General features: G+C 65.4%; 21 protein-coding genes. 16 read left to right on the plus strand and 5 right to left on the minus strand.

What is annotated here, in order from left to right; all coding sequences use genetic code 11:
- Nucleotides 1–132 precede the first annotated feature (132 nt).
- The 3 genes from GGR13_RS05215 to prfB all read left to right on the plus strand — a co-directional run bounded on the left by GGR13_RS05215 (nucleotide 133) and on the right by prfB (nucleotide 5,075).
- A complete protein-coding gene (locus tag GGR13_RS05215) occupies nucleotides 133–1,347 on the plus strand; it encodes an N-acetylmuramoyl-L-alanine amidase family protein (RefSeq protein WP_246347750.1) in 1,215 nt (404 codons plus the stop codon).
- 140 nt (nucleotides 1,348–1,487) lie between these two features.
- On the plus strand, nucleotides 1,488–3,890 hold the full coding sequence (locus GGR13_RS05220; RefSeq protein ID WP_183213094.1) for a penicillin-binding protein 1A: 2,403 nt from the start codon (nucleotides 1,488–1,490) through the stop codon (nucleotides 3,888–3,890).
- 62 nt (nucleotides 3,891–3,952) lie between these two features.
- Nucleotides 3,953–5,075 (plus strand): peptide chain release factor 2 gene (prfB, locus tag GGR13_RS05225; protein WP_183212453.1). Its coding sequence is split into 2 segments (ribosomal slippage): nucleotides 3,953–4,021 and nucleotides 4,023–5,075, totalling 1,122 coding nucleotides; the frame shifts between segments, so codons are not numbered across the junction.
- Between the two features lie 54 nt (nucleotides 5,076–5,129).
- On the opposite strand, the gene GGR13_RS05230 is transcribed toward prfB, so the two are convergent.
- From GGR13_RS05230 to tyrS, 3 genes are all read right to left on the minus strand, one after another.
- Complete coding sequence (locus GGR13_RS05230; RefSeq protein ID WP_183212454.1) at nucleotides 5,130–5,702, minus strand: bactofilin family protein; 573 nt, start codon at nucleotides 5,700–5,702, stop codon at nucleotides 5,130–5,132.
- 120 nt (nucleotides 5,703–5,822) lie between these two features.
- Nucleotides 5,823–6,290, minus strand: a complete 468-nt coding sequence (locus GGR13_RS05235; protein ID WP_183212455.1) for a peroxiredoxin — start codon at nucleotides 6,288–6,290, stop codon at nucleotides 5,823–5,825.
- A 143-nt stretch (nucleotides 6,291–6,433) separates the two neighbouring features.
- Nucleotides 6,434–7,687: a tyrosine--tRNA ligase gene (tyrS, locus tag GGR13_RS05240; protein ID WP_183212456.1), complete on the minus strand. Its 1,254-nt coding sequence runs from the start codon at nucleotides 7,685–7,687 to the stop codon at nucleotides 6,434–6,436.
- Between the two features lie 92 nt (nucleotides 7,688–7,779).
- On the opposite strand from tyrS, the gene GGR13_RS05245 reads away from it, so the two are divergent.
- Together GGR13_RS05245 and GGR13_RS05250 are read left to right on the plus strand one after the other, a co-directional pair.
- Nucleotides 7,780–8,286: a DOMON-like domain-containing protein gene (locus tag GGR13_RS05245; protein WP_221230437.1), complete on the plus strand. Its 507-nt coding sequence runs from the start codon at nucleotides 7,780–7,782 to the stop codon at nucleotides 8,284–8,286.
- The gene (locus tag GGR13_RS05250; protein WP_183212458.1) at nucleotides 8,283–9,485 is read left to right on the plus strand and encodes an exo-beta-N-acetylmuramidase NamZ family protein; all 1,203 of its coding nucleotides are present in this window, start codon (nucleotides 8,283–8,285) and stop codon (nucleotides 9,483–9,485) included. The genes GGR13_RS05245 and GGR13_RS05250 overlap by 4 nt, the downstream gene beginning before the upstream one ends.
- A gap of 51 nt (nucleotides 9,486–9,536) precedes the next feature.
- On the opposite strand, the gene GGR13_RS05255 is transcribed toward GGR13_RS05250, so the two are convergent.
- Nucleotides 9,537–10,187: an alpha/beta hydrolase gene (locus GGR13_RS05255; protein WP_183212459.1), complete on the minus strand. Its 651-nt coding sequence runs from the start codon at nucleotides 10,185–10,187 to the stop codon at nucleotides 9,537–9,539.
- 156 nt (nucleotides 10,188–10,343) lie between these two features.
- Between GGR13_RS05255 and GGR13_RS05260 the strand changes: the two genes are divergently transcribed.
- The 11 genes from GGR13_RS05260 to GGR13_RS05310 all read left to right on the plus strand — a co-directional run bounded on the left by GGR13_RS05260 (nucleotide 10,344) and on the right by GGR13_RS05310 (nucleotide 19,905).
- Nucleotides 10,344–10,844, plus strand: coding sequence for an Rrf2 family transcriptional regulator (locus GGR13_RS05260; RefSeq protein WP_183212460.1), 501 nt, complete (start codon nucleotides 10,344–10,346; stop codon nucleotides 10,842–10,844).
- On the plus strand, nucleotides 10,841–11,980 hold the full coding sequence (locus GGR13_RS05265; RefSeq protein WP_183212461.1) for a cysteine desulfurase family protein: 1,140 nt from the start codon (nucleotides 10,841–10,843) through the stop codon (nucleotides 11,978–11,980). Before GGR13_RS05260 ends, GGR13_RS05265 begins: the two co-directional genes overlap by 4 nt.
- Before the next feature lies 1 nt (nucleotide 11,981).
- Complete coding sequence (sufB, locus tag GGR13_RS05270) at nucleotides 11,982–13,448, plus strand: Fe-S cluster assembly protein SufB (protein WP_183212462.1); 1,467 nt, start codon at nucleotides 11,982–11,984, stop codon at nucleotides 13,446–13,448.
- Between the two features lie 13 nt (nucleotides 13,449–13,461).
- Nucleotides 13,462–14,211: a Fe-S cluster assembly ATPase SufC gene (gene sufC / locus GGR13_RS05275; RefSeq protein ID WP_183212463.1), complete on the plus strand. Its 750-nt coding sequence runs from the start codon at nucleotides 13,462–13,464 to the stop codon at nucleotides 14,209–14,211.
- 163 nt (nucleotides 14,212–14,374) lie between these two features.
- Nucleotides 14,375–15,388 (plus strand): Fe-S cluster assembly protein SufD, encoded by a 1,014-nt coding sequence (gene sufD / locus GGR13_RS05280; protein WP_183212464.1) that lies wholly within the window; start codon nucleotides 14,375–14,377, stop codon nucleotides 15,386–15,388.
- The gene (locus GGR13_RS05285) at nucleotides 15,367–16,605 is read left to right on the plus strand and encodes an aminotransferase class V-fold PLP-dependent enzyme (RefSeq protein ID WP_183212465.1); all 1,239 of its coding nucleotides are present in this window, start codon (nucleotides 15,367–15,369) and stop codon (nucleotides 16,603–16,605) included. The genes sufD and GGR13_RS05285 overlap by 22 nt, the downstream gene beginning before the upstream one ends.
- A gap of 5 nt (nucleotides 16,606–16,610) precedes the next feature.
- A complete protein-coding gene (locus GGR13_RS05290; RefSeq protein WP_183213095.1) occupies nucleotides 16,611–16,997 on the plus strand; it encodes an SUF system Fe-S cluster assembly protein in 387 nt (128 codons plus the stop codon).
- A 9-nt stretch (nucleotides 16,998–17,006) separates the two neighbouring features.
- Nucleotides 17,007–17,426: a HesB/IscA family protein gene (locus GGR13_RS05295; RefSeq protein WP_183212466.1), complete on the plus strand. Its 420-nt coding sequence runs from the start codon at nucleotides 17,007–17,009 to the stop codon at nucleotides 17,424–17,426.
- Nucleotides 17,427–18,422: a methionine ABC transporter ATP-binding protein gene (locus tag GGR13_RS05300; RefSeq protein ID WP_183212467.1), complete on the plus strand. Its 996-nt coding sequence runs from the start codon at nucleotides 17,427–17,429 to the stop codon at nucleotides 18,420–18,422.
- Nucleotides 18,422–19,084: a methionine ABC transporter permease gene (locus GGR13_RS05305; protein WP_183212468.1), complete on the plus strand. Its 663-nt coding sequence runs from the start codon at nucleotides 18,422–18,424 to the stop codon at nucleotides 19,082–19,084. Before GGR13_RS05300 ends, GGR13_RS05305 begins: the two co-directional genes overlap by 1 nt.
- A 17-nt stretch (nucleotides 19,085–19,101) precedes the next feature.
- Nucleotides 19,102–19,905, plus strand: a complete 804-nt coding sequence (locus GGR13_RS05310; protein ID WP_183212469.1) for a MetQ/NlpA family ABC transporter substrate-binding protein — start codon at nucleotides 19,102–19,104, stop codon at nucleotides 19,903–19,905.
- On the opposite strand, the gene GGR13_RS05315 is transcribed toward GGR13_RS05310, so the two are convergent.
- A complete protein-coding gene (locus tag GGR13_RS05315) occupies nucleotides 19,902–20,681 on the minus strand; it encodes a lysophospholipid acyltransferase family protein (RefSeq protein ID WP_183212470.1) in 780 nt (259 codons plus the stop codon). The two genes, GGR13_RS05310 and GGR13_RS05315, sit on opposite strands and share 4 nt — an antisense overlap.
- Between the last annotated feature and the right edge of the window lie 30 nt (nucleotides 20,682–20,711).

Here is a 20,711-nt window from a genome sequence, read left to right on the forward strand (position 1 = left end):
ACGCCGCCGCGAAAATGAAAGGGCCCTACAGGGTATGGCTCAGGTTAATGCCAAATTCTGTCGCGGCTTAACCCAATCCCAATCACGTTCGTTGATGATGATGCCAACCAATAAAGGTGGGTGTCCGTCAGAATGTACGGTGTGTCGCGTTTCGAACTGTCCCGCTGGGGCGTCCGTGAGTGGTCGATGACGGCGCTCGCGCTCGTCGTCGTGTTTACCGTTCTGCTGCTCGGCGGGCGCGGGCTGGCCGCGGGGGCAGTCGGCGAGGTCCTGGGCGTTCGCTTCGGCGGGGATGCCGAGCGCACGCGTATCGTGGTCGACCTGGACCGTTCGGCGCGTGGACAGGTGATCGAGACGGGTGCGGACGGCAAGGTCGTGCTGACCCTGACGGGTGTTGCGCCGGGGCGCGGGCTGGACGGCAACGGATCGGGTCTGGTCCGTGGGTATCAGGTCATTCCGGTCGGAACGGCTTCGCGTGTCCGGTTCGACCTGGCCCGTAATGCCAACATCGAGCGTCGCTTCTTGCTGCCGCCGGGCGATGGAGTGGCACACTATCGGTATGTCGTGGATCTGAAGGCCACGGGTACGGCACCCGTCGCAGCCCGGCCGATGGCCCCGCGCGCAGAGACCCGCCGTGCCGAAAGACCCCTCATCGTCATCGACGCCGGGCATGGCGGACGTGATCCGGGGGCCCGCGGAGCCCAGAACAACGAAAGCGCCATCACTCTGGCGGCAGCGCAGCAGCTGAAACGAGAGCTCGAGCGGACCAACCGCTATCGGGTAAGGCTGACGCGCGAGAGCGACGTTTATGTCGACCTGAACCGGCGGGTGCGCATCGCGCGCGACGCCGAGGCGGATCTGTTCATCTCCCTGCACGCCGACGCCGGCGCCGACCCGGCAACGCGGGGAGCCAGCGTCTACACGCTGTCGGAGCAGGGGGCGAACCGGGCTGTCCGCGAGGTCACCCGGTCCACGAACTGGCACCGTGACCTGCATCTGCCCGGGCGCGACCCGTCGGTGGACCGCATCCTGCTGGACATGACCCAGCGCGCCACCCAGAACCGCTCGGCCCAGTTTGCACGGGTCCTGCTGACCCATATCGAGGCCATGGATCATCCGTTGCTGCGTCGCAGCCATCGCGATGCAGGCCTGGCTGTCCTGCTGGCTCCCGATGTGCCTGCAGTCCTGCTGGAAATGGGTTTCATCACCAATCCTGACGACGAGCGCGCCCTGGCCGACGAACGTCGCCGCCGCCGCCTGATGCAGGCTGTCGCGCAGGGGATCGACCGGTATTTCCGCGAGCCGGGTGCCCCCGTCGTGATGGCCTCGATGGGCGGGCCTGGCTGAGGCTTTGACGCGTTGCAAAATATTCCGCTGACCACGCGTCCGTCGAACAGGCTCTAGGCGCGATCAACGGCGCGCGTTACACCCTGCCTCGACGTCGTCTCGTGGAGTGCCGGGTGAAGATTGCCGAACGCTGGTTCGTGATGGCCGGAATTGGTCTGCTGGGCGCGATTGCCCTGGCCGGGCTGGTGGTGGCTGTCTATGCGGCCTGGCTGTTTCACGACCTCCCCGATGCCACGGACCTGGCCGACTATCGCCCGCCGACCGCGACGCGGGTCTATGCCGGAGACGGTACTCTGATCGGCGAGTTCTCCGACGAACGCCGGATTTACGTCACCTATGAACAGATCCCGGAGCCGGTGATCCAGGCCTTTCTGGCCTCCGAAGACCGCAATTTCTTCAACCATGGCGGCATCGACGTGTCCGGGCTGGGCCGTGCCATGTTCCGCAATGTGTTCAACGTCGTGTCGGGACGGCGTCTGGAGGGTGGATCCACCATCACCCAGCAGGTGGCCAAGAACGTCCTGCTGACCAATGAATCGACCCTCAGCCGCAAGCTGAAGGAGGCGATCCTGTCCTCAAGGCTTGAGGCGACCCTGTCGAAGGAACAGATCCTCGAACTGTATCTGAACGAGATTTTCCTCGGTTACCGATCGTTCGGCGTGGCTTCGGCGGCCTACAACTATTTCGGCAAGTCGCTCGAGCAGCTGCGTCCCGACGAGGCGGCATTCCTCGCGGCCCTGCCCAAGGGGCCGAACAACTATCATCCCAAACGCTATCCCGAGCGCGCGAAACAGCGTCGCGACTGGGTGCTGGGCGAGATGGAGCAGAGCCGGTTCATCACCAGTGCCGAGCTGATCGCCGCCCGCGCGCGGCCGCTTGTGACCCAGGACGCGCCCCGCCGGGCCCAGTATCAGGATGCGGATTTCTTCGTTGAGGAGGCCCGGCGTCAGGCACGGGCAAACCCGGACTTTGGCGATCAGCTGAATGCGGGCGGCTTCTACATGCGCACCACACTCGATCCGACGCTTCAGACCGCGGCCCGTGATGCGCTGATGAAAGGGCTCGAGAACTACGACCGTCGTCACGGCTGGCGCGGGGGTTGGGGCACGACGGACTTTGCGGCCGGCTGGCAGGCGGACGCCCTAAAACAGACGCGTCCGCCAGAGCGACGTGCTTGGGAGGCTGCGGCCGTCGACAGCGTGGCCGGCAACAATGTGCGCATCGTCACGGCCCGCGAGGGCAGGACCGGCAGTCTGGTGGTCGAGGATGCTGCCTGGGCCAATGCCAATCGCCAGCTCAAGCGTGGCGACCTGATCTTCGTCGAGCCACGCGGCAACCAGTTCCTGCTGAAACAGGTCCCGCGGGTGAACGGAGCCCTGGTCGCGATCGAACCGCAGTCGGGTCGTGTCCTGGCGATGGTCGGCGGCTATTCCTATGCCCTGTCCAGCTTCAACCGCGCGACCCAGGCCCAGCGCCAGCCGGGCTCGGCCTTCAAACCCTTTGTCTATGCTGCGGCGCTAGAGGGGGATTTCACCCCGGCGTCGATCGTGCTGGATGCGCCGATCAGCTTTGCGGGCGGGGCCAATGGTGGCCGCTGGACGCCCGAGAACTACAGCCGCGAGTATTACGGCCCGCAGACCCTGCGTCGTGGCCTGGAGCTGTCACGCAATGTCATGACGGTCCGTCTGGCCCAGGCCGTGGGCATGACAAATGTGGTCGAGCTGTCCAAGAAGATGGGCGTGGCCGACAATCTGACGCCGAACCTTTCGGTGTCCCTCGGAGCCGGGGAGGTGACGCCGTATCACCTGACGGCGGCCTATGCGGCCTTTGCCAATGGTGGGCGACGGGTCGATCCCTATCTGATCGAATACGTGCAGGACCGCGACGGGGAGACCATCTATCGGGCGGATCCTCGCAACTGCCGGGCTTGTGCCCGGGGCTTCAGCGGCCAGGAATCGCCGCGTCTGGACCCACGTGGCGAACAGGTCATCGACCCGATCACGGCCTATCAGATCAGCTCGATGCTGGAAGGCGTCGTGCAGCGCGGGACGGCGGCGAGTGCACGGGGTCTGGGCCGATGGGTCGCCGGCAAAACCGGAACGACCAACGAGTACAGGTCGGCCTGGTTCGTTGGCTATACGACCGACATCGTCGTCGGCGTCTTCATCGGCTTTGATGACAACCGGCCGCTCGGGTCCGGCGAGACCGGCGCGACCGGGCCCGTACCGGTGTTCACCGAATTCATGCAAGTGGCGCTGAAATCGCGTCCTGCGCGACCGTTCGTCAGGCCCAGGAATGCGGTCTTCCGCACCGTGCGAGGCGTAGAGGAGGCGTTCCGTCCCGGTACCGAGCGTCAGCGCGAGGAGGAGGAGACTCCGCGCGCGCCGTCCGCTCCGTCGGGCCCGCAGAACTACAACGACGTCGTTCGTCGCGAACAGGAGGCTGCTGCGGGTGTCACAACAACGCCTTCGGCACCACCGCAGGCCGCCCCGCCGCCGCCTGCCGACAAGGAACCGGCTGAGGACTTGAGCGGGCTGTACTAACGGCCTAGTGAACCGCTCCCCTGCGGCTTACGGGCCGCGAAGAATTTCGCACGGAGATTGCGATGAGACCGGATGTCGAGGCCATGAAGGCCGACATCGAGCAGAGCGTCGCTCTGCTCAGGAGGCGTCTTTGACTGGGATGTCGCCCTTCGAAAGCTCGATGAGCTGAACGCGCGGGTCGAGGACCCGACGCTTTGGAACGACCCCGATGCGGCCCAGATCGTGAGCCGCGACCGGTCGCGGCTGCAGGCCCAGATCGACACGGTGAAGGCCATGGAGGCCGAACTCGAAGACGGCGTCATGCTCTCCGAAATGGCAGAGGAGGAAGGCGACGAGGCGACGCTGGAAGAGGCGCGCGAGGCGCTTCGTGCCATCAAGGAGCGCGCAGCCCGGGCCGAGCTCGAAGCCCTGCTGTCCGGCGAGGCCGACGGCAACGATGCCTATCTCGAAGTGAACTCAGGAGCGGGTGGAACTGAGTCCAATGACTGGGCCGGGATGCTGTTGCGTATGTATACGCGCTGGGCCAAGGCGCATGGTTATGAGGTCGAGATCGAGGCCGAGGAACAGGGCGAACAGGCCGGGATCAAGTCGGCTACCATCCTGATCAGCGGCCCCAATGCCTATGGCTGGCTGAAGTCGGAATCCGGCGTGCACCGGCTGGTGCGCATCAGCCCCTATGATGCGGCGGCCAAGCGGCACACCTCCTTCGCCTCGATCGGGGTTTCACCGGTCGTGGACGATGCAATCGTGATCGACATCAATCCGTCCGACGTGCGCACCGACACCTATCGGGCCTCGGGAGCAGGTGGGCAGCACATCAACAAGACGGACTCTGCGGTGAGGCTGACGCACGTTCCAACGAATACGGTCGTGGCCTGTCAGGCCGGACGCTCCCAGCACCAGAACCGTGAACAGGCCTGGAAGATGCTGCGGGCAAGGCTTTACGAACTGGAGCTTCAAACCCGTGAGGCTGCCGCACAAGCCCTGGCTGACGCCAAAACCGATATCGGCTGGGGGCACCAGATCCGGTCCTACGTGTTGCAGCCATATCAGATGGTCAAGGATCTGCGAACGGAGGTCGAGACCTCGGATACCCAAGGGGTGCTCGATGGTGATCTGGATCAGTTCATGGGTGCAGCGCTGGCCCAGCGTGTGGGTGAAACGCGCGGATCGTCTGTCGCCTGATGCTCGGGCCCGCTCACTCAGGCGACTGCCTGAGTGAGCGAAAAAGGGTTTAGCTCAGACCTTGGCACTGGGGAGCGCAGGGGCGACGGGCTTTTCTGGCTGGTAGCGGTCAGGGGCGGCCTGGGCAGGCGATGGGGCGGCGGTTGCGGGGGCCTCGCGCTTGGCCTGGATACAGCGGCCCTGGAACCACGCACCCTGTTCGACCGACAGCTGCTCCTGGGTCACGTCGCCCTCGACACGTGAGGTCGCGAACAGCTTGACCGATTTTCCGGCTACCGTGCCAGAAACCCGGCCGCGGATCTCGACGACATCGGCGGCCACATTGCCCTCGACCGAGCCATTCTCGCCGATCACGACGCGGGCCACGCGGATGTCGCCCTTGAGCTTTCCGTCGACCTGAAGCTCGCCGCTGCCCGATATGTTGCCTTCGTAGTTCACGCCTGCCGACAGGGTCGACAGATTGGTGGACCGTGCCGCTCCTGCCGTGCCGGCCGTGGCCGGCGCCGCGGGACGTGGCGGCTCGGCTGGCCGGGCCGTCTCCGATGGCCGATAGGGGGTCGGTTCTGGCGGGTTGGGGATGCCCAGGCCGCTGGAAGAGCCGGTCTCTGGCTTGGTCTTGTTGAACATGATGGTCTCCACCTGTTGTCGGCCGCGCAGGCCTGACCCCGCGCATCTAAGCCACCCGGCCGACAGTTATCGGCAGGCGATGATGCATGGCAAGGCTTGGTTGCGACCGTCGCTCGTCGATCAGAGGCTGCGCACGGCCTCGAGAACCTCTGCCGCATGGCCCTTGACCGAGACCTTGCGCCAGACGCGGCGAACAATGCCGTCGCCGTCGATCAGGACCGTAGCGCGCTCGATTCCCATATAGGTCTTTCCATACATGGACTTCTCGACCCAGAAGCCGAAAGCCTCGGTGACACCGCTGGTCTCGTCGGAGGCCAGCCGGACCTTCAGGTCATACTTGGCCTTGAACTTGTCGAGCTTCTTCACCGGGTCCTTGGAGACCCCGACGACAATCGTGCTTAAGCCTGCGTAATCATCGGCGAGATCCGTGAAATCCTTTGCCTCATTGGTGCAGCCGGGCGTGTCGGCCTTGGGATAGAAGTACAGGACGGCAGGCTGTCCCTTCAGGGATTCAAGCGAAACGGTCGTGCCGTTGTCGGCCGGCATCTCGAATGCGGGGGCCCTGGTGCCTTCAACGATCTCGGTCATTCTGTTCTTTCTCCGCTAATCCCCGCGAAAGCGGGGACCCAATTGTTTCGCGACGTGGTCCTGGACCGGCAACGCGACCTATCGCCACCATTGATCGCCCAAAGCACTGGGTCCCCGCTTTCGCGGGGATGAGCGGATCGGGATCAGATCGGTCTCACGAGTTTCGACGTCTTCTTGCCCTTCTGGACGAGGAAGGCACCGTGGGCAGGGTCGATGTCGCCGCGCACATAGAGTTCCGAACCGGTGACCTTCTGGCCATTGATGCGGATCTCTCCGTTGGCGATCGACTTGTTGGCATCCTTGAAGGACGAGATGCCCGCGGCCTTGACGAGGGCGGCGGCCGAAAGGGCTTGGGCGGCATCGTCCCAGACATGGTCGATCATCTCGAGAGGCTGGGCCTCGCCACGGTCGAACTGCGCCTCTGACTTCTGACGCGCCTGTGCGGCGGCCTCGGCGCCGTGGAGCAGGGTCGTGGCGGCGTCGGCGAGCGCCTTCTTGGCGTCGTTGATGCCCGCTCCCTCGAGGGCTTCGTATCCGGCGATCTGGTCCAGCGGCAGGTCGGTAAACAGGCGCATGAATTTGCCAACGTCGCCGTCCTCGGCATTGCGCCAGAACTGCCAGTAGTCGAACGGGCTGAGCTGCTCAGCGTTCAGCCAGACCGCGCCCTGGGCGGTCTTGCCCATCTTGCCGCCGGACGCCGTGGTCAGCAGCGGTGTCGTCAGGCCGAAGGCTGCCTTCTGGTCCACACGGCGGACCAGATCGACGCCGGAAACAATATTGCCCCATTGGTCCGACCCGCCCATCTGCAGGGTGACGTTGTGGCGGCGGTTCAGCTCGAGGAAGTCCACCGACTGCATCAGCATGTAGTTGAACTCGAGGAAGGTCATCGGCTGTTCGCGTTCCAGCCGCAGCTTGACGGAGTCGAAGGCCAGCATCCGGTTCACGGTGAAATGGGTGCCGAAGTCCCGCAGGAACTGGATGTAGCCATAGGTCGACAGCCAGGCGTCATTGTCGATCAGCAAGGCATCGGTTGGACCGTCGCCAAACGTCAGGAATTTCTCGAAGACGGTGCGGATCGAGGCGATGTTGGAATTGATCGTCTCATCGGTCAGGTGCGGGCGTGAGGCATCCTTGCCGGTCGGGTCACCGACCTTGGTTGTTCCACCGCCCATGATCACGACTGGCCGGTGACCCGCCTGCTGCAGCCGGCGCAGCATCATGATCTGGATCAGGCTGCCGACGTGCAGGCTGGGCGCTGTGGCATCAAAGCCGATGTACCCGGTGACGATGCCTGCTGTTGCGGCCGCATCCAGTTCGACGGGATGGGTGATCTGATGGATGTAGCCGCGCGCTTGCAGGGTCTTGAGGAAGTCTGACTTGAAGGCGGGCTCGGTCATCGGATCATCGGGTCTTGGCTTGGGGAGGAGGGGGCGTGTAGCACGACGTCATGGAAGCGCGAACCGGCGACAGATTTCAAACCGTAACGCTGGTGCGGCATCCGGCGGATGGAGCGGGGCCGGCCCGCGCCGTGACCGTCCATTTCGAGCCTCGCGAGTCCAGCCTCTGGCTGAGGTATGCCGTCGAGGGCGAGGTGGACCATCTGCTCTGGCCCGAGGGGGCGGAGCCTGTGCGCACGGATAATCTGTGGGCAACCACCTGTTTCGAAGCCTTCGTCGAGACGCCGGACGGCTATGTCGAGTTCAACCTGTCGCCCTCCGGCGCGTGGGCCAGCTATGCGTTCGATGGCTACCGGCAGGGCATGCGGCCCGCAGACCAGACGGCCATCGTCGCCGGGTTGGACGGGGCGGAGAATCAGGTCGCGCTGGAGGCCACGATCGAATTGCCGGCCATGGCACACCGTCTCGGACTGTCGGCCGTGATCGAGGCGGAGGGCGGCGCGAAAACCTACTGGGCGCTGGCGCATCCGTCCGAACGGCCCGATTTTCATCACACTGAATCCTTTGCCGTGACCCTGTCATCCCCGGAGCCCGCATGAATTTCGGCATTGATCGTCTGCTGGCCGAGCCTGATCTACGCGCGGCGCTGAAGGGGCGGCGGGTTGCGCTGCTGGCGCATCCAGCCTCGGTCACGAAGGACCTGACCCATTCGGTCGATGCCCTGGCGGCCTGCGGCGATGTCCAGCTGACCGCCCTGTTCGGACCCCAGCACGGGATGAAGGGCGACCTGCAGGACAATATGATGGAGAGCCCGGACGAGGTCGACCCCGTCCACGGCATCCCGGTCTTCAGCCTGTACGGCGAGGTACGCCGGCCGACGGCGGCTTCGATGCAGACGTTCGACGTGATCCTGATCGACCTGCAGGACCTGGGCTGCCGGATCTACACCTTCGTGACGACCCTGCTCTATGTGCTGGAAGCGGCGACGGAGCACGGCAAGGACGTCTGGGTGCTGGACCGACCCAACCCCGCCGGGCGGCCCGTCGAGGGCACCACCCTGCTGCCGGGCTGGGAGAGTTTCGTCGGGGCCGGGCCGATGCCGATGCGGCACGGGATGACGCTCGGCGAGATGGGCCGCTGGTTCATCGATCATTTCGGGCTGGCGGTGGATTACCGCGTCATAGAGATGCAGGGCTATGACCCCGAGGCCGGGCCTGGGTTCGGCTGGCCGCTGGGGCAGCGGGCCTGGATCAACCCCAGTCCGAATGCCCCGAACCTGTCGATGGCGCGGGCCTATCCGGGGACGGTCATGCTGGAGGGCACGACCCTGTCGGAGGGGCGCGGCACCACGCGGCCGCTGGAGCTGTTCGGAGCGCCCGATATTGATGCCCGGGCGGTGATTCCGCAGATGCAGGCCCTGGCCCCGCAGTGGCTGGACGGCTGTGTACTGAGGGACATGTGGTTCCAGCCGACCTTCCACAAACACGTCGGAGCGCTGTGCAGCGGGGTGCAGATCCATGTCGAACACCCGCACTATGATCACATCGTTTTCAGGCCATGGCGGGTCCAGGCGCTAGCGTTCAAGGCGATCCGGGCCCTGTATCCCGACTATGACCTGTGGCGGGACTTTCCGTACGAATATGCGTTCGGGAAACTGGCCATCGATGTGATCAACGGCGGGCCGGGCCTGCGGGAATGGGTCGATGACGCAGGGGCGCAGCCGGCTGATCTGGACGCCCTGGCCGTGCCGGACGAGACGGCGTGGCTCGAGGCGCGGCGGCCGTTCCTGCTGTACTGAATTTGGCGGACGCCGGGACGTCCTTGCGAACGTCCCGGCCCGGGCTCCGGATCAGGCCGGTTTTTCTTCCAAGCGCTTGTCGAGGTACAGGCCGACGCGGCGGTCGACGGCGTCGACGTGGTCCTGCCAGAAATGGCTCGCGCCTTCTTCCAGTTCGTAGTCGATGACGATGCCCTTCTGGGTGCGCAGCTTGTTGACCACGCGCTCGACCTCGACGGGCGGCACGATGGTGTCGGCGGTTCCGTGCAGGAACAGGCCCGAGGCCGGGCAGGGGGCCAGGAAGCTGAAGTCGTACATGTTCGAGGGCGGCGAGACCGAGATGAAGCCGTCGGTCTCGGGGCGACGCATCAGCAGCTGCATGCCGATATAGGCGCCGAACTGATAGCCGGCGACCCAGGTCTGGCTGGCGGCGGGGTTGTTGGACTGGAGCCAGTCCAGGGCTGTCGCCGCGTCAGCCAGTTCGCCGATGCCGGAATCAAACTCGCCCTGCGACTTGCCGACGCCACGCGAGTTGTAGCGCAGGGTCGCGAAGCCGCGCTTCACGAATAGCTGGTACAGTGTGACCGCGATCGGGTTGTTCATATGCCCGCCCGCCTTGGGGTGCGGGTGCAGGATCAGGGCGATCGGGGCATTGGCACGCTTTCCGGGGGAATAGCGACCTTCGATGCGACCGGAGGCGCCGGGCAGGATGACTTCAGGCATAGGGCTCGAATAATCCGTTCATTCGTCGTTTGAGGCGGCGTAATACTTGACCGCCGGGGTAGGACTTTCTAAGTCCTGTCCACGCAAGCCGCCTGTCAGAAGGCGCGGGTCTTAGCACAACAGCCCCGGAATGCGTGTTAATTTTGAGGGACGTCGGTGCGACTGTCGACCAAGGGACGATACGCCGTGATGGCGATGGCCGATCTTGCCAAGAACGGCCGGGATGGTGGCGTCGGCACGTCGACCGCACGGGCCGTGTCCCTGGCCGAGATCGCCCAGCGTCAGGAAATCTCCCTCAGTTATCTGGAACAGCTGTTCGCGCGCCTTCGTAAACATGGGTTGGTGCAGAGCGTGCGCGGGCCGGGCGGTGGCTATCGTCTGGCACGGGGGGCGGACCAGACGGTCGTGGCCGATATCGTGCTGGCGGTCGACGAGCCGATCCGGGCGACACGCTGCGAGGCCCATGGCTCGGCCAAGGGCTGCATGCTGGCCGGAGAGCGCTGCATCACCCACAATCTGTGGGAAGATCTGGGCGACGAGATCCATCGCTATCTTGCAGGCGTGTCGCTGGAGGACGTGGTGATGAACCGCACGTCGGCCCGGCAACGTCAGGCCGGACCTGCCTCGCAGGACGCGGCCATGGAGGCGGCGGAATGAGCCCCGTCTATCTGGACTACAACGCATCGGCTCTTGTGCGGCCCGAGGTTCAGGCGGCGATGGCCCAGGCCCTGGCCGACAACGGCAATCCCTCGGCCGTGCATGCGGCGGGACGACGGGCACGGGCGCGGGTCGAGACGGCGCGGGGCCATGTCGCTGACCTGGTCGGTGCCGATCCAACCTCGATCATCTTCTCGTCGGGCGGTACAGAGTCCAATGCCCAGGCGATCGCCAGTGCCCTGGCCGATGGCTGCGAGCGGCTGATCGTCTGTGCGACCGAACATCCCTGCGTCGCCGAGGCGGCCATGGCCTCGGGCAAGCCGGTCAAGGTGTTGCCGGTCGATGCCGATGGCGTGGTCGTGCTGTCGAAACTGGAAGACCTGCTGCGCCTGCCGGGCCGGGCGGTCGTGGCGATCCATCACGCCAATAACGAGAGCGGCGTCATCCAGCCGATCCGCGAGGCCGCGCGGCTGGTGCGGGCGGCCAAGGGCTGGCTGCATGTCGATGCCATCCAGTCGGCCGGAAAGATTGCCGTCGACATGCGCGCGCTGGATGCCGACAGCCTGACGCTGTCAGGCCACAAGCTGGGCGGGCCCCAGGGTGTGGGTGCGCTGGTCATGCGCGAAGGGCTTTCGGCCAGGGCCATCGTGCTGGGGGCCGGACAGGAGCGCGGGCTGCGGGCCGGGACCGAAAACGTGCCCGGGATCACCGGTTTCGGCGTCGCGGCGCAGTGCGCGATGCGCGACCTGCCGACCGTAGCGGCCCATCAGGCCTGGCGCGATGCTGCGGAAGCCGTTGTGGCTGCGGCCGGAGCCACCATCATCGGTCAGGCGGCACCGCGGCTGCCCAACACCCTGTTCATGGCCGTGCGCGATTGGGATAGCCCGCAGCAACTGATCACCCTGGACCTGGCTGGCATCATGGTCTCGGCCGGCAGCGCCTGTTCGTCGGGCAAGACCAAGCCATCGCGCACCATCGTCGGCATGGGCCGGCTGGACCTGGCCACCGGCGGGGTCCGTGTGTCGGGCGGCTGGGCCACCGTCGCGGACGATTGGTCACGGTTCGCCGAGGCCTGGGTCGCCGCATATGACAAGCACCGCGCGCGGATTGCTGCGCGCATGAAGGAAACCGCCTGATATGGCTGCCGTCCAGGAAACCATCGACGCCGTCGCCGCGCTGGAAAAGTACGAGCACGGCTTCATCAGCGACATCGAGACGGAGTACGCGCCGCGCGGCCTGAACGCCGACATCGTGCGCTTCATCTCCGAGAAGAAGGGCGAGCCCGAGTGGATGCTGGAATGGCGTCTGGCGGCCTATGAGCGCTGGCTGGCCATGGAAGAGCCGACCTGGGCGTCGGTGAAATACACGCCCGTCGATTACCAGAGCCTGTTCTACTACGCCGCACCCAAGCAGAAGGACGGACCCAGGTCGCTGGACGAGGTCGATCCGGAAATCCTGGAAATCTACAAGAAGCTGGGCATCCCGCTGAAGGAGCAGGAGGTCCTGGCGGGCGTCGAGGGCGCGGCCCGCTATGCGGTGGACGCCGTGTTCGACAGCGTCAGCGTGGTGACCACCTTCAAGGCCGAGCTGGCCAAGGTCGGCGTGATCTTCATGCCCATTTCCGAGGCTCTGCGGGAATATCCCGACCTGGTGCGGCAGTATCTGGGGTCGGTCGTACCGGTCTCGGACAACTATTTTGCCGCCCTGAACAGCGCGGTCTTTTCGGACGGGTCTTTCGTCTACATCCCGCCGGGCGTGCGCTGCCCGATGGAGCTGTCGACCTATTTCCGGATCAATGCCAGCCAGACGGGTCAGTTCGAACGCACCCTGATCATCGCCGACAAGGGCAGCTACTGCTCCTATCTGGAGGGCTGCACGGCCCCGATGCGCGACGAGAACCAGCTGCATGCGGCGGTAGTCGAGCTGGTCGTGCTGGACGATGCCGAGATCAAATACTCGACGGTCCAGAACTGGTACCCCGGCGATGCCGAGGGCAAGGGCGGCATCTATAATTTCGTGACCAAGCGCGCCGACTGCCGCGGGGACCGATCCAAGGTCAGCTGGACCCAGGTCGAGACCGGTTCGGCCGTGACCTGGAAATATCCGTCCTGCGTCCTGAAGGGCGAGGACAGCTCGGGCGAATTCTATTCGATCGCTATCACCAATGGGCATCAGCAGGCCGATACCGGCACCAAGATGATCCATCTGGGCAAGAATTCGAAGTCGCGGATCATCGCCAAGGCGGTCTCGGCCGGAAAGTCCGACTCGACCTATCGCGGGCTGGTTTCGGTGCATCCCAAGGCGACGGGGGTGCGGAATTTCACCCAGTGCGACAGCCTGCTGATCGGCGGCGACTGTGGCTCGCACACCGTGCCCTATATCGAGGCGCGTAACGGCTCGGCCCAGCTGGAGCACGAGGCGACGACCACCCGCCTGTCGGACGACCAGTTGTTCTATGCCCAGCAGCGCGGGCTGTCGCAGGAAGAGGCCGTGGCCCTGCTGGTCAACGGTTTCGTCCGCGACGTGATGCAGAAGCTGCCGATGGAGTTCGCCGTCGAGGCGCAGAAGCTGGTGGCGATCAGCCTTGAAGGCTCGGTCGGGTAATCAAAGAAACACAATGCTCAAGATTGAAAATCTCCACGTCTCCGTCGGCGACAAGCCGATCCTCAAGGGCCTTACGCTCGACGTCCCCGCGGGCGAGGTGCATGCCATCATGGGGCCGAACGGGGCCGGCAAGTCGACGCTGGGCTACGCCCTGTCCGGACGCCCCGGCTATGAGGCGACCGAAGGCTCGGTCCAGTGGGCGGGCGAGGACCTGCTTGAGCTCGACCCCGCAGCGCGAGCCGCCAAGGGTGTGTTCCTTTCGTTCCAGTATCCGATCGAGATCCCCGGTGTTCCGGCCCTGACCTTCGTGCGCACGGCGCTGAACGCCCAGAAGCGGGCGCGGGGCGAAGAGGAGGTCTCGGCCCCGGCTTTCCTGAAGGCGGTCAAGGCGGCATCGGCGGCGCTGAAGATGGACTTCGAGATGCTGAAGCGGCCGCTGAATGTAGGCTTCTCCGGCGGTGAGAAGAAGCGGATGGAAATCCTGCAGATGGCCCTGCTAGAGCCGTCGCTGCTGATCCTCGACGAGACGGATTCCGGTCTGGACATCGACGCCCTGCGGATCGTGTCAGAGGGGGTCAACGCCCTGCGTTCCCCCGACCGGGCCATGCTGGTGATCACCCACTATCAGCGGCTGCTGGACTATATCAAACCCGACCGGGTGCATGTGCTGGCCGCCGGCCGGATCGTGGCCTCGGGCGGTCCCGAACTGGCGCACCAGCTGGAGGCGGAAGGGTATGACAAATACCTGCCGGTGGCGGCTTGATCGCCCTTCTCCCCTTGCGGGAGAAGGTGGCCCGCGCAGCGGGTCGCATGAGGGGTTACGCCCTCGTCTCCAGTGAGGGCTCTTCCAGCCAATCGGACGGGTTCCTGCGACCCCTCATCCGTCAGCCCTCGGCTGCCACCTTCTCCCGCAAGGGGAGAAGGGCGTGACCGCAGTTGATCTGCGGGACCCCTCGACGTTTCCCACGCGGCGGGTCGAGGCCTGGAAATACACCGACCTGCGCAAGGTGCTGCGCGAGACGCCACCGCCGTCACCGGTTGTAGAGATTGCGCCGGGCGGGCCGTTTGCCGGGCTGGGCGGCGAGGAACTGGCCTTTGCCAATGGCCGGGCAGTCGGGGCGGATGCCTTTGTCGCGTCGGGTGAACAGACCCTGAGGCTGCGGTTTGTTTCGGAAGCGACGGGTACGGGGCATTCGGCGGCGGTGCGGATCGCGGTCCGGCCCGGTGCGCGCCTGACCCTGCTGGAGAGCCACGAGGGACAGGGCGCGGCCTATGTCGCCAACTACCGGATCGAACTGGACATCCCGGCCGGAGCCGAGGTGACGCGGGTCGTGCTGGTGGACGAGCCAGCCGATGCCATTTCGGTGGCGGTTACCCAGGTGAAGACGGCCCCGGGCGCAATCTATCGCCAGACGACGATCACCAGCGGCGCGAGGCTGCAGCGTCAGGAGACGCATCTGGTGCACGGCGGCGAGGGGACCGAGATCACGCTGGATGGCCTGTATGCCCTGTCCGGTGAGCGCCACACCGACCTGACCAGCGTCGTCCGTCACGGCGGGCTGAACGGTGCGACCTCGCAGCTGACCAAGGGCGTGGTGCGTGACACCGCACGCGGCGTCTTCCAGGGCAAGATCGTGGTCGAGCGCGGCGCCGACGGCACCGACGCCCGGATGGGGCATCATGCCCTGATCCTGGGCGAGCGGGCCGAGGTCGATGCGAAGCCCGAGCTGGAAATCTATGCCGACGATGTGCAGTGCGCTCATGGAAACACGGTCGGCAATCTGGACGAGGACGCGTTGTTCTACATGGAGCAGCGCGGCCTGCCCGCCGATGAGGCCCGGGCCCTGCTGACCCAGGCCTTCCTGATCGAGGTCGTCGACCGCATCGCCCACGAGGGCGCGAGAGAGGAGGTGCGGTCATGGCTGACGGCTCGGCTCTGAATCGCTTCGACCCCTATGCCGCCCGGGCCCAGTTTCCGATCCTGTCGCGGACGGTGAACGGCAAGCCTCTGATCTATCTCGACTCTGCGGCCTCGGCGCAGAAGCCGCGGGCTGTGATCGACGCCCTGACGCATGCGATGGAGGGCAGCTATGCCAACGTCCATCGCGGGCTGCATACCCTGGCCAATGAGACGACCGACGCCTTCGAGGCTGCGCGCGAGACCGTTGCCCGTTTCCTGAACGCCGAGACGCCTGACCAGATCGTCTGGACCAAGGGCGGTACCGAGGCCTTCAATCTGGTGGCTTCCGGTCTGGGACAGTCGCTCCAGGCGGGCGACCAGATCATCGTCAGCCAGATGGAGCACCACGCCAATATCGTGCCATGGCACATGCTGCGCGAGCGCCTCGGCGTCGTGTTGAAATGGGCCCCTGTGCGGGACGATGGCTCGCTGGACATGGAAGCGCTGGCTATGCTGATCGGGCCGCGCACGCGGCTGGTGGCTGTGACCCATATGTCGAATGTGCTGGGCACGGTGAACGACATTCGGGCCATCGCCGATCTCGCCCATGCCGCCGGGGCACTGGTGCTGGTCGATGGCTGTCAGGGGGCGGTGCACTGCCGCCCGGACGTCCAGGCGCTCGACTGTGACTTCTACATCTTCACCGGCCACAAGCTTTATGGCCCGACCGGGATCGGCGGGATGTATGGCAAGCGGGCCGCGCTGGAGGCCCTGCCGCCCTATCAGGGTGGCGGCGAGATGATCGCCACGGTGACCGAAGACGCTGTAACCTATTCCGGTATCCCGCACCGGTTCGAAGCCGGGACCCCGCCGATCCTCGAAGCGATCGGGCTGGGGGCTGCGCTCGAATGGTTCATGGGTTTCGATCGTGACGCCGTCGCGGCGCACGAGATGGCCCTTTACGACCATGTCGTCGGGCGTCTGGCCGACCGGGACTGGCTGCGCATCATCGGCGAGGCTCCGGGCAAGGGGGCGATCCTGACCTTCACGGTCGAGAATACCCATGCCCATGACGTGGCCCAGATTCTGGACCGATACGGCGTCGCCGTCCGGGCCGGAGTCCACTGCGCCGAGCCCCTGTCGCGCCGGTTCGGCATCACGTCGAGCGCGCGGGCCAGCTTCGCCCTATATAATACTGTTGAAGACGCAGACGCCTTTGTGGATGCCCTGATCAAGGCGCGGGAGTTCTTTGTGTGAGCCAGATGGACGAAACGATCAGCACGAGCGAGACCTTTGCCGAGACCTGGGCGGAGCCGCAGACGGCCGCCCTGTCGCAGGCCGAACTGGACCAGTTGACCGAGGCCCTGATCAAGGCGCTGAAGACCGTGTTCGACCCTGAGATCCCGGTCGATGTTTATGAACTGGGCCTGATCTACAAGGTGGATCTGTCGGACGACAAGGATGTGCTGATCGATATGACCCTGACGGCGCCGGGCTGTCCGGTGGCGGGCGAGATGCCGGGCTGGATAGAGGACGCGGTGATGACCGTGCCGGGCATCAAGTCGGCGCGCGCCAATCTTGTGTTCGAGCCGCCATGGGATCCGTCCAAGATGAGCGACGAGGCCAAACTGGCCCTGAACATGTTCTGAGGTGAAGCGATGACCGAGTTCGAGACATCGATATCCTCTGGTGTGGCTGGAAGCCGGCCGCGTCGTCCGCGTCCCAAGGCCGTGACCCTGACGGACGCCGCCGCCGAGCGGGTGCGCGAGATCATGGCCAATGCCGAGCAGGCCTATGTTGCCCTGCGGGTCGGGGTGAAGAACGGCGGCTGTGCGGGCCAGGAATACACCTTCGCCTATGCCGAAGAGATCGGCGCACTGGACGAGGTGGTCGAGGACAAGGGCGTGACCATCCTGATCGACCCCAAGGCCATTCTGTTCCTGATCGGATCCGAGATCGACTACGAGACCACGAAACTGGCCTCCAAATTCGTGTTCCGGAACCCGAACCAGACCGACGCCTGTGGCTGTGGCGAGAGCGTCACCATCATCCCCGCGAAAGCGCTCGAGATCGACTGAATGATCCGGCTCGAGGAGGTGACGAAGCGCTACCGCAGCGCGGCGGGCGAGCGCGTGGCGCTGGACGCCGTCAGCCTGACGGTGGCGAAGGGACAGGTGTTCGGCGTGGTCGGACGTTCCGGGGCGGGGAAGTCGACCCTGATCCGCACGATCAACCGGCTGGAGACACCGGATGCCGGCAAGGTCTTCGTCGGGGATCGGGAAATCACGGCGCTGAAGCCCGCGGACCTTCGCGCGGCGCGTCGCCGGATCGGCATGATCTTCCAGCATTTCAACCTGCTGAATGCCAGGACGATCGCCCAGAACGTCGCCTTTCCCTTGCGGCTGGAGGGACGGCCGGATGCCGAGATCGCGCGCCGAACGGCCGAGCTTCTGGATCAGCTGGGTCTGTCCGAGCATGCGAACAAGTTTCCGGCGCAGCTCTCGGGTGGACAGAAGCAGCGCGTAGGCATCGCCCGGGCCCTGGCCTGCGGTCCCGAGGTCCTCCTGTGCGATGAGGCAACCAGTGCTCTGGATCCGGAGACGACGGACGAGATCCTGAGCCTGCTGGACGGGCTGAACCGGGATCTGGGCCTGACCATCGTCCTGATCACCCACCAGATGGAGGTGGTTCGTCGGGTCTGTGACCGGGTGGCGGTGCTGAAAGACGGCCGGGTCGTGGAGGAGGGGGCCACGGCCGACGTGTTCCTGCATCCGCAATCGCCGGTGACCCGGGCCATGCTGGCCGAGGGCGAGGGCGGCGAGACACATGATGCATCGGCTGTACCGGCCGGCGGTCGACTGGCCCGGCTCACCTTCCGGGGAGCCGCGACCTATGAGCCCGAGCTCAGCCGCGTGGCCCGTGCGACGGGCGTGGACTATTCGATCCTGTCGGGCCGCATCAGCCGCATCCGGGGCGAGCCCTATGGCCAGATGGTCGTGGCCTTCACCAGCGGCGAGGCCGATGCGGCCATTGCTCAGCTGACGGCTCATGGCGTCATGGTGGAGGCGGTCTGATGGATCTGTTCGCCAACGTCGACTGGCCCGAGATCGCCCGTGCAACGCGGGACACGCTGTTCATGCTGTTCGGGTCGATGGCTCTGACGGTCGTGTTCGGGATTCCGCTGGGTGTATTGCTGTATCTGTCGGGCAAGGGGCGGCTGGCGGCCAATCCGGTGCTGAATGGGGTATTGTCGCTGGTGGTCAATATCCTGCGGTCCGTGCCCTTCATCATCCTGCTGATCGTCATGCTGCCGGTCACGGTGGTGCTGGTCGGGACCTCGCTGGGCGTGGCCGGAGCCATTCCGCCCCTCGTGGTTGGCGCGGCCCCCTTCTATGCGCGGCTGGTCGAGACGGCGCTGCGAGAAGTGGACAAGGGCGTGGTCGAGGCGACCCAGGCCATGGGCGGCTCGACCTTCCAGATCGTGACCCGGGCCCTGTTGCCCGAAGCCATGCCGGGGATCATCGCCGGGGCTACCGTCACGGCCATTGCCCTGGTCAGCTACACGGCCATGGCCGGTGTCGTGGGGGCCGGGGGACTGGGCGATCTGGCGATCCGGTTCGGCTATCAGCGGTTCCAGACCGATGTGATGGTGGTGACCGTAGTTTTGCTGCTGGTGCTGGTGCAGATTCTTCAGATGATCGGTGACCGATTGGTCGCTAGGGTCTCTCACCGCTAGATTTTCGAGTGATCCTGATGCTTCGTCGTACCCTGCTTCTCGCCGCCGCCGCCCTGACGCTCGCTGCCTGCGGGCAGGGGGCTGAAAAGGCTTCCGATGGCACGGGGCCACTGGTCGTGGGGGCCACGGCCGTGCCGCATGCCGAGATCCTGGAGTTCCTGAAGCCCACCTTGGAAGCGGCGGGGACGCCGATCGAGATCCGGGTGTTCAACGACTATGTCCAGCCCAATACACAGCTGGTCGAGGGCGGGCTGGATGTGAATTATTTCCAGACCAAGCCCTATCTGGACGAGTTCAATGCGGCCCGCAGCGCCACGCTGGTGACGGTGGCCGGGGTCCATGTTGAGCCGCTCGGGGCCTATTCGCGCAAGTTCAAGACCCTCGCCGAGCTGCCGAACGGCGCCGACGTTGCCCTGCCGAATGACGCCTCGAACACCGGGCGGTCGTTGCTGCTGCTGCAGACGGCCGGTCTGATCACGCTGCGGGACGGGCAGAACCCGCTGCAGACCGTGCGTGACGTGACTGGTAACCCCAAGGCGGTCCGGTTCCGCGAGATCGAGGCCGCCACCCTGCCGCGCGTGCTGGACCAGGTCGACCTTGCGGTGATCAACACCAACTATGCGCTCGATGCAGGCCTCAAGCCCCGGACCGATGCCCTGGCGCTCGAGGGCGGCGACAGCCCCTATGTGAACTATCTGGTGTCGCGGACCGACAACCAGTCCGATCCCCGCGTGCAGGCACTGGCGACCGCGCTGCGGTCTCAGGCGGTCAAGGACTTCATTGCCGGCAAGTATGACGGAGCGGTCGTTCCGGCGACCTAGGGGGCTGCCGCAGCCAGCTTCCTGACTTCATCGGGGGCCAGGACGCGGACGTTGGCAACGACCGGGCCGCCGCGAGCCTCGGCAATGAGTTCGGCGGTCCGGTCCTCGACCACCGCTTCCAGGCGGGCAAGGAACTCTTCCTTGCCGAGGCCCGTAGGGATGGGGTCGAGGAACTCCAGCGTCGCGACACCGGGGTATTTGCGATACGCCTCCTGCGGCCAGAACAAGCCAAGGTTCGAGGCCAGGGGCACGACCGGCATGTCGAAGTCGCGATACATATGCCAGACGCCGGACCGGTAGCGGAATTTCTCGCCGACCTTCGCCAGATTGCCCTCGGGGTAGATCAGGATCCTGCGGCCTTCGGCGTGGGCGGCAGCGCCGCTTTGCTTCAGCGAGTCCCGCGCTTCACGGCCACCGCAGTTGTTGACGACAATGGCCCCCAGCTTGCGCAGGACTGTTCCAAGCAGTGGAAATTTCTCGAGATGGTCGCCGGTGACGAAGGCCAGATCGTCGAACTGGTCATAGGTCGCGAAGCCATCGCCCCAGCTCTGGTGTTTTGAAGCGATGATGAAGGCACCTTGCGGCAGGCGCGCCTTGCCGCGGACCTCGATCCGGATCCCTGCCAGCAACCGCATGGCCTGAACCATGCGGGCGACATAGCGACGAATGACCCAGGTCGTGGCGTCTCGGCCGGGGATCAGGGCTGCAAAGGCTGCTGTCAGGCCGTAGCCGATGGAAAGTGCCCAATAGGCGACCGCAAAGGCAAGGCTGCGCATGAAAACCAGACTATGGGTAGAACGGCGACC

This window comes from Brevundimonas variabilis, assembly GCF_014199945.1.
GTDB classification, from domain to species: domain Bacteria; phylum Pseudomonadota; class Alphaproteobacteria; order Caulobacterales; family Caulobacteraceae; genus Brevundimonas; species Brevundimonas variabilis.